General features: G+C 70.0%; 14 protein-coding genes. 7 read left to right on the forward strand and 7 right to left on the reverse strand.

The window, feature by feature from the left end:
* Positions 1–2: 2 nt before the first annotated feature.
* The 3 genes from mdcA to madL all read right to left on the reverse strand — a co-directional run bounded on the left by mdcA (position 3) and on the right by madL (position 3,019).
* A complete protein-coding gene (mdcA, locus tag NQV17_RS31005; protein WP_257775192.1) occupies positions 3–1,676 on the reverse strand; it encodes a malonate decarboxylase subunit alpha in 1,674 nt (557 codons plus the stop codon).
* Positions 1,677–1,844: 168 nt separating this feature from the next.
* A complete protein-coding gene (madM, locus tag NQV17_RS31010) occupies positions 1,845–2,612 on the reverse strand; it encodes a malonate transporter subunit MadM (protein ID WP_044844918.1) in 768 nt (255 codons plus the stop codon).
* 11 nt (positions 2,613–2,623) lie between these two features.
* The gene (gene madL, locus NQV17_RS31015; RefSeq protein WP_257775193.1) at positions 2,624–3,019 is read right to left on the reverse strand and encodes a malonate transporter subunit MadL; all 396 of its coding nucleotides are present in this window, start codon (positions 3,017–3,019) and stop codon (positions 2,624–2,626) included.
* A gap of 333 nt (positions 3,020–3,352) precedes the next feature.
* On the opposite strand from madL, the gene NQV17_RS31020 reads away from it, so the two are divergent.
* On the forward strand, positions 3,353–4,201 hold the full coding sequence (locus tag NQV17_RS31020; protein WP_039322076.1) for a LysR substrate-binding domain-containing protein: 849 nt from the start codon (positions 3,353–3,355) through the stop codon (positions 4,199–4,201).
* A gap of 192 nt (positions 4,202–4,393) precedes the next feature.
* Positions 4,394–4,675: a DUF4148 domain-containing protein gene (locus NQV17_RS31025; RefSeq protein WP_257775194.1), complete on the forward strand. Its 282-nt coding sequence runs from the start codon at positions 4,394–4,396 to the stop codon at positions 4,673–4,675.
* 39 nt (positions 4,676–4,714) lie between these two features.
* Here the strand turns inward: NQV17_RS31025 and NQV17_RS31030 are convergent, their stop codons facing one another.
* Complete coding sequence (locus NQV17_RS31030; RefSeq protein WP_257775195.1) at positions 4,715–5,632, reverse strand: 3-hydroxyacyl-CoA dehydrogenase NAD-binding domain-containing protein; 918 nt, start codon at positions 5,630–5,632, stop codon at positions 4,715–4,717.
* 245 nt (positions 5,633–5,877) lie between these two features.
* Between NQV17_RS31030 and NQV17_RS31035 the strand changes: the two genes are divergently transcribed.
* Both NQV17_RS31035 and NQV17_RS31040 read left to right on the forward strand, forming a co-directional pair.
* Entirely contained in the window at positions 5,878–6,318 is a 441-nt protein-coding gene (locus tag NQV17_RS31035) for an Hsp20/alpha crystallin family protein (protein ID WP_257775196.1), read from the forward strand.
* Positions 6,319–6,334: 16 nt separating this feature from the next.
* Entirely contained in the window at positions 6,335–6,754 is a 420-nt protein-coding gene (locus NQV17_RS31040; protein ID WP_257775197.1) for an Hsp20/alpha crystallin family protein, read from the forward strand.
* A 114-nt stretch (positions 6,755–6,868) separates the two neighbouring features.
* On the opposite strand, the gene NQV17_RS31045 is transcribed toward NQV17_RS31040, so the two are convergent.
* Positions 6,869–7,171, reverse strand: a complete 303-nt coding sequence (locus tag NQV17_RS31045) for a zf-TFIIB domain-containing protein (protein WP_044844924.1) — start codon at positions 7,169–7,171, stop codon at positions 6,869–6,871.
* Positions 7,172–7,232: 61 nt separating this feature from the next.
* Complete coding sequence (locus tag NQV17_RS31050) at positions 7,233–7,988, reverse strand: TerC family protein (protein WP_044844925.1); 756 nt, start codon at positions 7,986–7,988, stop codon at positions 7,233–7,235.
* Positions 7,989–8,096: 108 nt separating this feature from the next.
* Here NQV17_RS31050 and NQV17_RS31055 point away from each other — a divergent pair, with 108 nt between their 5' ends.
* Both NQV17_RS31055 and NQV17_RS31060 read left to right on the forward strand, forming a co-directional pair.
* The gene (locus NQV17_RS31055) at positions 8,097–8,990 is read left to right on the forward strand and encodes a LysR family transcriptional regulator (protein ID WP_257775198.1); all 894 of its coding nucleotides are present in this window, start codon (positions 8,097–8,099) and stop codon (positions 8,988–8,990) included.
* Positions 8,991–9,128: 138 nt separating this feature from the next.
* On the forward strand, positions 9,129–10,349 hold the full coding sequence (locus NQV17_RS31060) for a DUF2242 domain-containing protein (protein WP_257775199.1): 1,221 nt from the start codon (positions 9,129–9,131) through the stop codon (positions 10,347–10,349).
* Positions 10,350–10,630: 281 nt separating this feature from the next.
* On the opposite strand, the gene NQV17_RS31065 is transcribed toward NQV17_RS31060, so the two are convergent.
* Positions 10,631–11,551, reverse strand: a complete 921-nt coding sequence (locus tag NQV17_RS31065) for a pyridoxal-phosphate dependent enzyme (protein WP_124667783.1) — start codon at positions 11,549–11,551, stop codon at positions 10,631–10,633.
* Between the two features lie 177 nt (positions 11,552–11,728).
* Between NQV17_RS31065 and NQV17_RS31070 the strand changes: the two genes are divergently transcribed.
* Positions 11,729–12,640, forward strand: coding sequence for a LysR family transcriptional regulator (locus NQV17_RS31070; RefSeq protein ID WP_257775200.1), 912 nt, complete (start codon positions 11,729–11,731; stop codon positions 12,638–12,640).
* Positions 12,641–12,971: the final 331 nt, after the last annotated feature.

Consider the following 12,971-nt stretch of genomic DNA (forward strand, 5'->3'; position numbering starts at 1 on the left):
CCTCACCAGTTGCGGAACCGGGCCGGCGGCGCATACAGGCCGCCCGACCAGTGCACGAGATCCTTGATCGAGCGCGCGGCAAGCCAGCGGCGGTCGGCGTCGAGCGGATCGATGCCGAGATCCTCCGGGCGACGGATCACGCCGCGCTCGCGCAGCCGCTCGACCAGCCTGCGATCGCGGCCGCGGCCGACTTCCGTATAGCCGGCCACGCCGCGGATCGCGTGCTCGCGTTCGTCCTTGTCGCGGCACATCAGCAGGTTCGCGATCCCTTCCTCGGTGACGATGTGCGTGACGTCGTCGCCGTAGACCATGATCGGCGCGAGGTCGAGCTGCAGCTTGTCAGCGAGCTTCAGCGCGTCGAGCTTCTCGACGAACATCGGCACGTTCTTGTCGCCGAACGTCTCGCCGATCTGCACGACCAGCTTGCGGCCGCGCCTGAGCGCCGCCGGCGTGTCGGGGTCGGCTTCCGCGCCGGCCTTCAGCCACGGCTCGCTCGGATGGCGCCGGCCGCGCGCGTCGCTGCCCATGTTCGGCGCGCCGCCGAACCCGGCGATCCGCTCGGCCGTGACCGTTGACGAATGGCCCGACAGGTCGATCTGCAGCGTCGAACCGATGAACATGTCGCACGCGTAGAGGCCGGCGGTCTGGCAGAACGCGCGGTTCGAGCGCAGCGACCCGTCGGGGCCCGTGAACCATACGTCGGAGCGCGCGCGGATGTAGTCGTCCATCCCGACTTCGGAGCCGAAGCAGTGAACCTGCTCGACCCAGCCCGATTCGATCGCGGGAATCAGCGTCGGGTGCGGATTGAGCGCCCAGTGCGTGCAGACCTTGCCCTTCAGCCCGAGCTTCGCGCCGTAGGTCGGCAGCAGCAGCTCGATCGCGGCCGTGTTGAAGCCGATCCCGTGGTTCAGGCGCTTGATCCCGTACGGCTCGTAGATGCCCTTGATCGCGAGCATCGCGGTGAGGATCTGGGTCTCGGTGATCGCGGCCGGGTCGCGCGTGAACAGCGGCTCGACATAGAACGGCCGACCGGCCTCGACGACGAAATGCACGCGGTCGCCCGGAATGTCGACGCGCGGCACCTTGTCGACGATGCGGTCGACCTGCGCGATCACGATGCCGTCCTTGAACGCGGTGGCCTCGACGACGGTCGGCGTGTCTTCCGTGTTCGGGCCGGTGTACAGGTTGCCGTCGGCATCGGCGCTGACCGCCGCGATCAGCGCGACCTGCGGCGTGAGATCGATGAAGTAGCGGGCGAACAGCTCGAGATAGGTGTGCACCGCGCCGAGCGCGATCTTGCCGCCGAACAGCAGCTTCGCGATGCGCTGCGACTGCGGGCCCGAATACGCGAAGTCGAGACGCTTCGCGATGCCGCGCTCGAACACGTCGAGATGCTCGGGCAGCACGACGCCCGACTGCACCATGTGCAGGTCGTGGATCTTCGCGTTGTCGACGTCGGCGAGCGCGGTGGCGAGCAGGTCGGCCTGCTTCTGGTTGTCGCCTTCGAGGCAAACGCGGTCGCCGGGCCGCAGCACCGCTTCGAGCAACGCGACGGTGTCGCGCGCATCGACCCGCTTGCCGCGCGCCCCGGAGGAAGTGGCCTTGGGCCACGCGAAGGCCGCGCCGGCCGCGAGGCGTGCATCGCGCGCCTGCCGCGCGTGATTCCATCCCGTCATGAACAGTTCTCCCGCTTCGATGGTTCAGCGGCATTCTAAGCCTGGCGCCGCCGCCGATTGATGATGTTGACGAATGCGACTCAGAGGACGCCGCGATGGATGCGGCCCCGCCGCGGCCCGCGCACGCCGGCGCTTGCGCACCGGTCGCCCGGATCGCACGCGTGGCGGTTATGCGCCGACCAGCGCGCGCGTCGTGAAGAACAGCACCGACGGCCCGAGCAGGCAGCCGACGCCGGTATGGAACGTCGCGACCAGCGCGCCGTACGGCACGAGCCGGCGATCCGTCGCCGCGAGGCCCGCGCTCACGCCGCTCACGGTGCCGGCGAGGCCGCCGAAGATCATCGCGGAGCGCGGCGTCTTCAGGCCCATGAAGTTGGCCGCGACCGGCGTGCCGATCATCACGATGATCGCCTTCACGAGGCCCGTCGCGATGCTGAGCGCGATCACGTCGGAGCTCGCGCCGATCGCCGCGCCCGTGACGGGCCCGACGATGTAGGTGACGGCGCCCGCGCCGATGGTCGTCATGCTGACCGCATCGGTATAGCCGAACGCGCGCGCGATGCAAGCGCCGACGATGAACGGCAGCACGGTGCCGAGCAGCAGCGACACGACGCCGACGAGGCCGGCCTTGCGCGCCTCGGTCGGCTGCACTTCGAACGCGGTCGCGACGATCGCGAAATCGCGCAGCATCGCGCCGCCCATCAGGCCGACGCCGGCGAACAGCTTGACGTCGGCCAGCCCCTTCTCGCCGCCGGTGAACGCGCCGCCGACGTACGCAAGCACGAGGCCGATCACGATCGCGATCGCGGAGCCGTGCACGCGGCCGAAGGTGAGCTTGCGCGACGCGAGCGACGACAGCCACATGATCAGGCCGACCAGCGCGAACGACGCGACGAGCCCGTTGTGGGCGACGGTTTTTTCGAGCATCTGCAGCATGGCGGCCTCCGTTACTGTTCTTCGAATTGCGGCACGCCCGCGAAGGCCGTGTCGTCGCGCCCGGTGCGCGCGAGTACCGCGATGCAGCATGCGCAGATCGCGACCGCGCCGATGGCGGCAAGCAGCGCAACCGGCCCGCCTTTCAGTGCGGCGACGACGTTCTGGTTCGCGGCCATCGCGACGACGACCGGAATGTACATCGCGCCCCAGAAACCGACGCCGGCCTCGGTCTCCTTCGGCAGCCAGCCGCGCCGGTGCAGCCACAGGCGCAGGCAGATCAGCAGCAGCATCGCGATGCCGACGCCGCCGACGTTGGTCTTCACGCCGATCGCGGCGCCCAGCAGGTCGCCGAGGAACAGTCCGGCCAGATGGCAGAACGCCAGCAGCGCGGTTCCGTAGATGATCATGAGTCGTCTCCAGTCTCTTCGTGACGGGTGCCTGACGCGTGCGGGAGCCAGGCCCGCATGCCGGTTCCGGGCGCGGACTGGGTGTCTCCTGCGGCGGGGCGCCGCGGCCCGGCGGCTCGTCGTGCGAGCGCGTTCTCGGGCGGTCGATGGGATGATGCGGTTTCGGGCCGGACGCCGGATGGCTTAGACTGACCGATGGAGCCGGCGGCGCGACACGGGCTACGCGTCCGGTGCGCCCCGTTTGCATGGGCCGCACCAGCGCGTGATCCGATACTAGCGCCGCACCATCCGGCCATTTATGAAGTTGTCGAAACCGATTCAGTGGATTTAGCAATGCGTCCATTACCGCCCGAGCTGCTGCGCAGCTTCGTCGCCGTCGCCCAGTCCGGCAGTTTCACCGCCGCGTCCGAGCGCGTGAGCCTGTCGCAGTCGACCGTCAGCCAGCACATCCGCCGCCTCGAGGAACTGCTCGACCGGCCGCTGTTCGAGCGCGACACGCGCAACGTGCACCTGTCGCAGCACGGCGACGCGCTGTTCCGCTACGCGGTGCGCATCCTCGAGCTGATGGACGAGGCCGTCACGTCGGTGTGCGGCCCGCCGCTGTCGGGCAAGGTGCGGCTCGCGATGTCGGAGGACTTCGCGTCCGCGCACCTGACGGCCGCGCTCGCGAGCTTCGTGCAGCGCAATCCGGAAGTCGAGCTCGCGATCTCGACCGGGCTGTCGGGCGACCTGTTCGATGCGCTCGACGAAGGCCGTCACGACCTGGTGTTCGCGAAACGCGTCGCGGGCAGCCGGCGCGGCCGCGTGATCCGCAGCGAACCGCTGTACTGGTGCACCGGCCCCGATTCGCGGATCACCGGCCACGAGGCCGTGCTGCCGCTCGCGATGCATCCGGAGCCGAGCGTATCGCGCCGCCGCGTGCTCGAGTCGCTCGAGGCGGTCGGCCGCCCTTACCGGATCGCCGTCGTGAGCAGCAGCATCGCGGTGCTGCGCGCGGCCGCGAGCGCGGGGCTCGGCGTCAGCGCCTTCGCCGGCTACGTGATTCCGGCCGGGCTCGCGCGGCTCGACGCGGGGCTCCCCGAACTCGGCGAACTCGAATACGTGATCGACCGGCCGGCGGCCGCGTCGCGCTCGACGCTCGCGCTCGAAGCGACGCTGATCGCGGCAGCGGCCGAGCTGTAGCGATCGCTGCCGCCGTCACGCCGATGCCGACGCCGCCGCGGTGCGGCTCGGCGCGGCGTGAACGCGCAACTGACAGCCTCGCCCGGAACGCGTCAGCGTCCGCGCAGTCCCCGCTCGCGACAATGGGCCGCATCGGAACGCACGGCAGTGTGCCGCGCGTCCGCTGTCCCGTCCCCTTGATCGGAGCACACCATGAACGTCGTGCGAATCGCCGTCGCGGCCGCCGCAGCCGCGCTGCTGTCCCCCGCCTTTGCGCAAACCGATGCCGCCGCCCTCGCGCCGGGCCTGACGCGCGCGGAAGTCGTCGCCCAGCTGAAGCAGGCCTACCTCGACGGCGAACTGCCGACCAACGACGGCAACTATCCGCCGGATGCCGCCACGCGCGCGCGCAATCGCGAACTGGTGCAGGCCGCGCAGCCCGCGTGGCTCGCGCAGACGCCGCAGCAGGCACCGCAAACGGCCGTGCAGCAATAGCCTTTCACGGCGCGACCGGAACGCCGCGCGGCGGCGCGCTCAGGGCAGGAAGCTGCGGCGCCGCGCGTCGATCAGCTCGACGAGCAGCCGGTCGCGCTCGGCCGCCAGTTCCTGCATCGAACGCTCGCCCTGGATCGCGCGCAGTTCGTCGTTCAGCTTGCGATCGACGGCCGGGTCGAACGACGGCGTGCCGAGATCGTCCCACCACGTCGTGATCGGCCCCGACAGGTGTTCGAGGAAGTGCGCGATCCCGCCCGCGCCGCCGCCGAGGTGATAGGTCAGGCACTGCCCCATCAACCCCCAGCGCAGGCCCGGGCCCCACGCGACCGCCTTGTCCGCATCGGCGACGCTCACCACGCCCTCGCCGACGAGGTGATACACCTCGCGAAACAGCGCGGCCGCGAGCCGGTTCGCGACGTGGCCGGTCATTTCCTTGTTGAGCACGATGGTCTGCTTGCCGAGTGCGTCGTAGAACGCCTTCACGCGCGCGATCACGCTCGCGTCGGTCGCGTCGCCGCCGACCAGCTCGACGAGCGGAATCAGGTGCGGCGGGTTGAACGGATGCGCGATCAGGCAGCGTTCCGGATGCTTGTCGCACGCGCTCTGGATCTCGGACATCTTCAGACCCGACGAGCTCGACGCGATCGGCACGCGCGCGGGCAGCACGTCGTCCATCTGCCGGTACAGCGTGCGCTTCAGGTCGAGCCGCTCGGGGCCGTTTTCCTGCACGAAATCGACGCCGTCGAGCGCGCGCACGAGATCCGCATCAAACGACAGCCGCGCGGAAAGTTCGGCGGCCCGCTCGCCGAGGAAGGCCGCGAGCGCGTCGCGCAGCCGCGCGTCGGCCTGCGGCGCGGGATCGGTCGCGACGACGTCGAAGCCCTTCGACAGATAGAAAGCCGCCCAGCTCGCGCCGATCACGCCGGCCCCGACGATCGCGATGCGTTGAATCTCCATGTCCGTTCCGTCTCCGTGGTCTGTGGATAGCGCGACGATTGTCGCATCGATCCCCGTCACGACGCGTTGATGCCGATTGCACTTGCCCTCTTGAAAACCGCCGCGGCGGCCTCTAATTACCCGTTGCCAGGCAGTGCCCGTCACGCGCACTGCCCCCGTTTCGACTCAGCGGAAAACCGTGCGTCGCACTCGCCATCGGCGTCGCGCCATCGCGTCTTTCGCGCCTCATGTTCCGGAGGATCCTCATGAGCGGTATTCATTTCGGTCACGACCTGTTCGACGAATTCGCCCGCGTGCAGCGGCAGATGGCGAGCCTGTTCGGCGAGGCCCCGACCGGCATCCGCGCGGTGCGGCCGAGCGCGTTCCCCGCGCTGAACGTCGGCGCGACCGACGACGCGATCGAGATCGTCGCGTTCGCCCCCGGCATGGCCGCGGCCGACTTCGACGTCTCGATCGACAAGGACCTGCTGACGATCAGCGGCGAGCGCAAGCCCCTGCCGCACGATGCCGGCGACGACGTGCGCACCTATGCGCAGGAGCGCTTTCACGGCGCATTCCGCCGCGTGGTCGAGCTGCCGCAGAACGCGGACGCCGACAACGTCAGCGCCCGCTACGAAAACGGCTGCCTGCTGATTCGCGTCGGCCGGCGCGAGGCCTCGAAGCCGCGTGCGATCACCGTTCAGTAACCTTCAGGAGAACGACATGAATACGAGCCAGAGCCAGACCCTGACCGAACGCCAGACCGGTGCCGCGCAGGCAGCAGCAGCAGCCGAAGCCGCGCGCCGGCCCGCAATCACGCCGGCCGTCGACATCGTCGAAGACAGGCAGCGCGTCACGCTGCGTGCCGACCTGCCCGGCGTGCCGCGCGAAAACCTCGACGTGAAGGTGCACGACAACACGCTGACGATCGAAGCCGACACGCGCATCGACACGCCGGCCGACCTGCGCGTGCGTCATGCCGAAGTCCGCGCGCCGCGCTACGCGCGCACGTTCGTGCTGAGCCCCGACCTCGACACGTCGCGGATCGATGCGAGCCTGCGCGACGGCGTGCTCACGCTGACGATTCCGCGCCGCGAGGAAACGCGCCCGCGCCGTATCGACGTGACGGTCGGCAACGCGTAACGCCGGCGCGTATTCGTCACGCGACGCGCATGACCAATGACGAAGCCCCGCCGGGCATGACGCCTGGCGGGGCTTTTTTTCGACACGCGGCGCAGTACACGCTCGCCGTCGCGGTCAATCGAAATCGAACAGGTCGAACACCGACTTCTTGCGACGCCGGCCGTCGTGCCGGTAACGGTCGTCGTGCGCGCGGCCGTCGCGCCCCCAGCCATCGTCACGCCCGCGCGGCGCCTGCGCATCGTGCCGCACCGGCACCTCGTCGCGGCGCGCCGGCCCATCGCCGGTTTCGCGTGCGATCAGCTTGTCGAGTTCGCCGCGATCGAGCCACACGCCGCGGCACGTCGGACAGTAGTCGATCTCGATCGACTGCCGCTCGGCCATCAGCAGGTCGGGCGTCTTGCAGACCGGACATTTCATCGCGTTTCTCCTTTCGTCGGACATTCCGAATCGAGGGCGGGCCACGGCCCGCCCGCCTGGCTCAGCGACCTTCGCCGCGCGCCACGCGCTTCGCCTTCGCGCGCCGCGCCAGCATGTTCATGCCCTCGACGAACGCCGAGAACGCCATGGCCGCGTAGATATAGCCCTTCGGCACGTGCGACCCGAAGCCTTCCGCGATCAGCGTCATGCCGATCACGACGAGGAACGACAGCGCGAGCATCACGATGGTCGGGTTGCGGTCGATGAAACGTGCGAGCGGCTGGGCGGCGAACAGCATCACCGACACCGCGACGATCACCGCGACGAACATGATCGGGACGTGCTCGGTCATGCCGATCGCGGTCACGATGCTGTCGATCGAGAACACGATGTCGAGCATCACGATCTGGCCGATCGCGGCCCACATCGTCAGGCCGGCCGCGCCGCCGGACGCGCCCGCGCCGTCGCCGTCATGCGACACGTGGTGATGGATCTCGGTGGTCGCCTTCCACACGAGGAACAGGCCGCCCGACAGCAGGATCATGTCGCGCCACGAGAACGCGTGATCGAACAGCGTGAACACGGGTTCGGTCAGGCTCGCGATCCACGCGACGCTGCCGAGCAGCGCGAGGCGCATCACGAGCGCGAGCGCGATGCCGAGGCGCTGCGTGCGGGCGCGCTGCGCTTCGGGCAGCTTGTTGCTGAGGATCGAGATGAAGATCAGGTTGTCGATGCCGAGCACGACTTCCATCACGACGAGCGTCAGGAGCGCGGCCCAGACGGCGGGGTCGGCGGCAAGCGTCAGCAGAGAGTCCATGAAAAGGGCCGATTCGAAGGTGGAAAGCCTGATGATAGCCACCCCATGACTTCGGAAAAATCAGAGAGAATCTGATCTTTGGTTCGGTTTTTACGAAATAACGATCCGATGCTGAATTTCCGCCATCTGTACTATTTCTGGGTCGTCGTGAAGGAAGGCGGCTTCGCGCGCGCCGCCGAGCGACTCGACATGGCCGTGCAGACGATCAGCGCGCAGGTCCGCGAGCTGGAAAAGTCGCTCGGCCACCAGTTGCTGCGTCCGGCCGGGCGCGGTGTCGCGATGACCGACGCCGGCCAGGCCGCGTATGCGCGTGCGGAGGCCATCTTCGAGATGGGCCGGCTGATTCCCGACGAAGTGCGCGCGGCGGCCAGCCAGCCGACCGTGCGGCTCGCGGTCGGCCTCGCGGACGGGATCTCGAAGCTCGCCGCGCATGCGCTCCTCGCGCCGGTGCTCGACACGCCCACGCTGCGGCTGCTGTGCCACGAGGGCGAGCACGACGCGCTGCTCGCGGAACTGGCGCTGCATCACCTCGACCTCGTGCTGGCGGGCCAGGGCGCGCCGTCGGGGTCGAATCTGCGGGTGACGAGCGAGCGGCTCGTCGCGTCGCCGGTCGACTGGTACGGGCCCGCGGCGCTCGTCACGCCGGCCGCGCGACAGCGCTTTCCGGCGTGCCTCGCCGAGCTGCCGGTGCTGCTGCCGACCGCCCACTCTGCGCTGCGCGCACGCCTCGACCTGTGGCTGGAGCGGGAACGGATCGTGCCGCGCGTGGCCGGGGAATTCGAGGACAGCGCGCTGATGGCCGTGTTCGCGGCGCGCGGCCTCGGCGTGTTTCCGCTCAGCGAACTCGGCGCGAACGACGCATCGCTGCTGCGCGGGCTGCGCCGGCTCGGCCGGGCGGGCGACGTGACCGAGGAGATCCATGCGATCCGCTCGCGGCGCGGCGAACACCACCCGCTGGCGTCGCGGTTGCTCGCCGCCGCGCGGCCGGCGCCGGCCGGCTGAAGCGAGCGCGACATCAAACGAAACTATAATGACGCCCCGGCCATACGAGATTGCCACGCGCATCGCACCGGCCCCGCCGCCGCGTGCGTTGCGCCCGCAGCCCCGCGCGGCATCTCGCCGAGCCTATTGAAAGACGCCATGCACAACCGATTTCGCCTGTTTTCCGTTTCGTGCGCGCTCGCGGCCGCGACCGTGCTGGCGGCGTGCTCGTCGCCGCCCAAGCCGATCTATCAGCAGGAGCAGTTCGACGCGACGAGCAGCCCGTATGCGCACACGTTCCGCGCGAAATCCGACGCGTCCTGCGAGGCCGCGCGGCGCGCGCTGCTGAGCCAGGGCTATGTCGTGTCGTCGTCGCGCAACGATGCGGTCGACGGCAGCAAGAATTTCCAGCCGAGCAACGACATGCACGTCGTGATCGAGTTTCACGTCGTGTGCGCGGACGCGACTGCCGACGGCTCGTCGAGCATCGCGTACGTGAACGCGGTGCAGGACCGCTACACGCTGAAGAAGTCGAATACGTCGGCGAGCGTCGGGCTCAGCGTGTTCGGTTCGCTGTCGCTGCCGATCGGGTCGAGCGACGACGCGCTCGTGAAGACCGCGAGCGAGACGATTCCCGCCGGCGTGTTCTACGAGCGCTTCTTCAATCTCGTCGAGCATTTCCTGAAGATCGACCCGGCGCGCCGCGATCGCGCGACCGTGAAGGCGGCCGAGAAGGAGCCCGTGACGCCGCTGCCCGAGCCTGCGCCGACGCCGCAGGGCGAGCCGATGAAGATGACGACGCCGGTCGTGCCGACGCCGCCGGCGGCGCCGGTGCCGCTGTCCGTGCCGAGCGTCGCGCCGACGCCGGGCACGTCGGTCGTGCCGGCCGTGCCTGCGGCGGCATCGGCCGTGGTCGCGCCGGGGACGATGCGGGCTGTCGGGTCGGGGTTGGGAGCCGGGGTGGGTTCGGGAGCTGCGGCGGGTGCCGCGCCGGGGTCGGGTTCGGCGCAGGGTTCGGATTCGGCACAAGCTTCGACCTCGGCGCGGGCTTCGGCGCCTGCTGCGGCTTCGGTACCTGGTGCAGCTTCGGTACCTGCTAAGACCTCGGCGCCCGCCTCGGCTTCGACGCCCGCGTCAGCCTCCGCACCCGCTTCTGCTTCGACGCCCACTTCCGCTTTGGCGCCTACGTCCGCTTCGACGCCGGCCACGTCGACGTCTGCCGCTACCACGGCGGCATCGTCCGTGCCTGCGCCGGCGGCGTCCGCGCCGACGCCCTCGAACGCTGCTCCGACGCCGGCAGGCAAGACGTCCGCACCCGCTGCTGCCGACCCCGTCGCCTCGTCCGCACCGACCGGCGCCAGCGCGCCGTCCGCGAACTGACCACGCGCGCCCTCGCCGCGTCGTGCGCCGTGCGCGCGGCGCGCCAGCCGATCCCCGCCCCGTCACCCTCCGGCGAGACGATCATGCACCCGGCCAGCGGCTGCGCGCGCCCGGTGTGACGTAACCGGCGAGCGGAAGCAGCCCGTCGCGACAGACGACACGCCCCCGATTCCGCGGATGCCCGCGACCGGTCCCGCCCCGCCGTCACTTCGCCGTCACTTCACCGTGACGTCTTCGTCCGCATCACCATCCGGCTGCGCCGCGTCACATGCCCGTGCGCGTTACCGCAGCGTAGCGTTCAGCGTCCGCATCTGCTCGGCCGTCGCCGTCACGCCGCCGCACACGATCACCGCGATCTCCGACGCCGAAGCAAGCACCGGCACCGGTTCTTCGAGCGCGGCCAGCGCAGCACCGCACGCCGGCTCGACGACGATCCGGTGCTCGTCCAGGAACCGCAGCGACGCAGCCACCGCCTGCGCATCCGACACGACGACCGGATGGATCGCGTGCCGCTTCGCCCATGCGACCGCCGCGTCGCACGGCCGCTTCGCGCCGAGCGACGTCGCGATACTCGTGATCGCCGGCAATTCGACCGGATGTCCGTGCGCGACCGAACGCGCGTAGCTGTCGGCGCCTTCCGTCCCGACCGCGACGACCGGCACGTCGTGCCAGCCGTTGCGTGCGAGCCCCTCGAGCACGCCGCACAGCAGCCCGCCGCCGCCGACCGCGAGCACGACCGCGTCGGGCTTCGGGCCGGCCGCCGCCATCTCGTCGATCATCGTCGCGTGCCCTTGCCACAGCACGGGATCGTCGAACGGATGCACGAACGCGTCCTGCGTACCGACGGTCGACAGCGCGAACGCATTCGCCTCGGCCCAGCTCGCGCCATGCACGACCACCTCCGCGCCCTCGACGCGGATCAGCTCCCGCGCGCGGGCCGACGCGGTTTCCGGCACGACGACGAGCACCGGCACGCCGAGCTCGCGGCCGCAATACGCGACCGCGATGCCCGCATTGCCACCCGACGACGACACGAACCGGCGCGCGCCGGCCGCATGCCGTGCTTCGCACGCCGCGCCGATGCCGCGCAATTTGAACGAGCCGGACGGCTGCAGCGCGTCGAGCTTCAGCCGGATGTTCTTGCCGAGACGGCGCGACGCGATTTGCGAGCGGATATAGGGGGTCTGGATATGGAGCGGCATGGTGCGGGACACGGTCGGGAATCGGGGCAAGGAGAACGCATGGGCCGGTGAACGGGCCCGGCAACGACGACCATCGTACGGCACGCCCGCCATGCTTTCCAATACCATCGGATGGCACTTGCCATGCTTGACAGGCATATCCACCGAATCGAGACCGAACACCGGAGCCGACATCGCATGCGCCAGATCGAACTGCGTCACCTGCGTTACTTCGTGGCCGTCGCGCAAGCCGGCAGCGTGATGGCCGGCGCCCGCGCGGCCGGCATCGTCCAGCCTGCGCTGTCGCGGCAGATCCGCGAGCTCGAGGATGCGATCGGCACGCCGCTGCTGATCCGCCGCGCGACGGGCGTCACGCTCACGGCGGCCGGCGCGAGTTTCCTGCAGGATGCCACCGGCCTGCTCGCGACATTGCAGGACAGCCGCGAACGCGCGTTGCGCAGCGCGGCCGGCCAGCTCGGCGAACTGCGCCTCGGCGCGCTGCCGAACTGCCTGCCGCTGCCGGTCGTCGCGAACGTGCTGAAGGCGTTTCGCGACGCGTGTCCGGACGTGAAGCTGTCGATCGCGCCGATGCTGTCGGCCGAACAGGCAGCGGCGCTGATGCGCGGCCAGCTCGACGGCGGCATCATGGCGTGGCGCCGCGACGAGGCGCCGCATCTGTCGGGCGTGCGGCTGCTGAGCGACCGCTTCGTGCTCGCGATGCCCGCGCCGCCCGGCGGCCGCTTCCACGCGCCGCGCACGCTCGCCGACGTCGCGCACGAACCGTTCGTCTGGTTCGACGCGCAGCGCTCCGCCGCGCACCACCGCTTCCTGATGGCCCAGTGCGACCGGGCCGGTTTCACGCCGCGCATCGCGCAGGTCGGCAGCGACATCCCTACGCTGATCGGTCTCGTCGCGGCCGGCATGGGCTGCGCATTCGTGCCGGAAAGCGCGTCGCCGACGTGCCCGCGCACGGTCCGGCTCGTCGCACTTGACGAACTCGCGAGCCGCTTCGACATCGAGTTCGTGTTCGACGGTGCGGCGGCGCCGGCTTCGCCCGTCGTCGCGCGGTTTCTCGAGGCGGTGCGCGACGCGGCCGGGCAGGCGGACTGACCAACCGGCCCGGCATGCGCGACCCGCGCGACGCCGGCGGATTTCGCCTCGTCGCGCGGCAGCGGATTCGGTCGCCTGCGCGCGGCCGCTTCGGACGACGGCCGGCATTGCCGTCATCGCGCATCCGGAACGTCCGTCCGAGCGCACGACAAATCTTTCGAATCGGTGACGATCGACGCCATCACGCCGGAATTTTCAAATTGACGCCAAAAAGGGCCGTTTAACGTCACTTCGAAACGTTATGCACCGCAATATACTGCGCCCGCATCCGCCCTCGTGCCAAAGAGAGGATGCCTTTCCGCCCCGGTCACGGTCCCCCTGTGACCGGGGA

The organism is Burkholderia sp. SCN-KJ (assembly GCF_024656005.1).
In the GTDB taxonomy this organism is placed as follows: domain Bacteria; phylum Pseudomonadota; class Gammaproteobacteria; order Burkholderiales; family Burkholderiaceae; genus Burkholderia.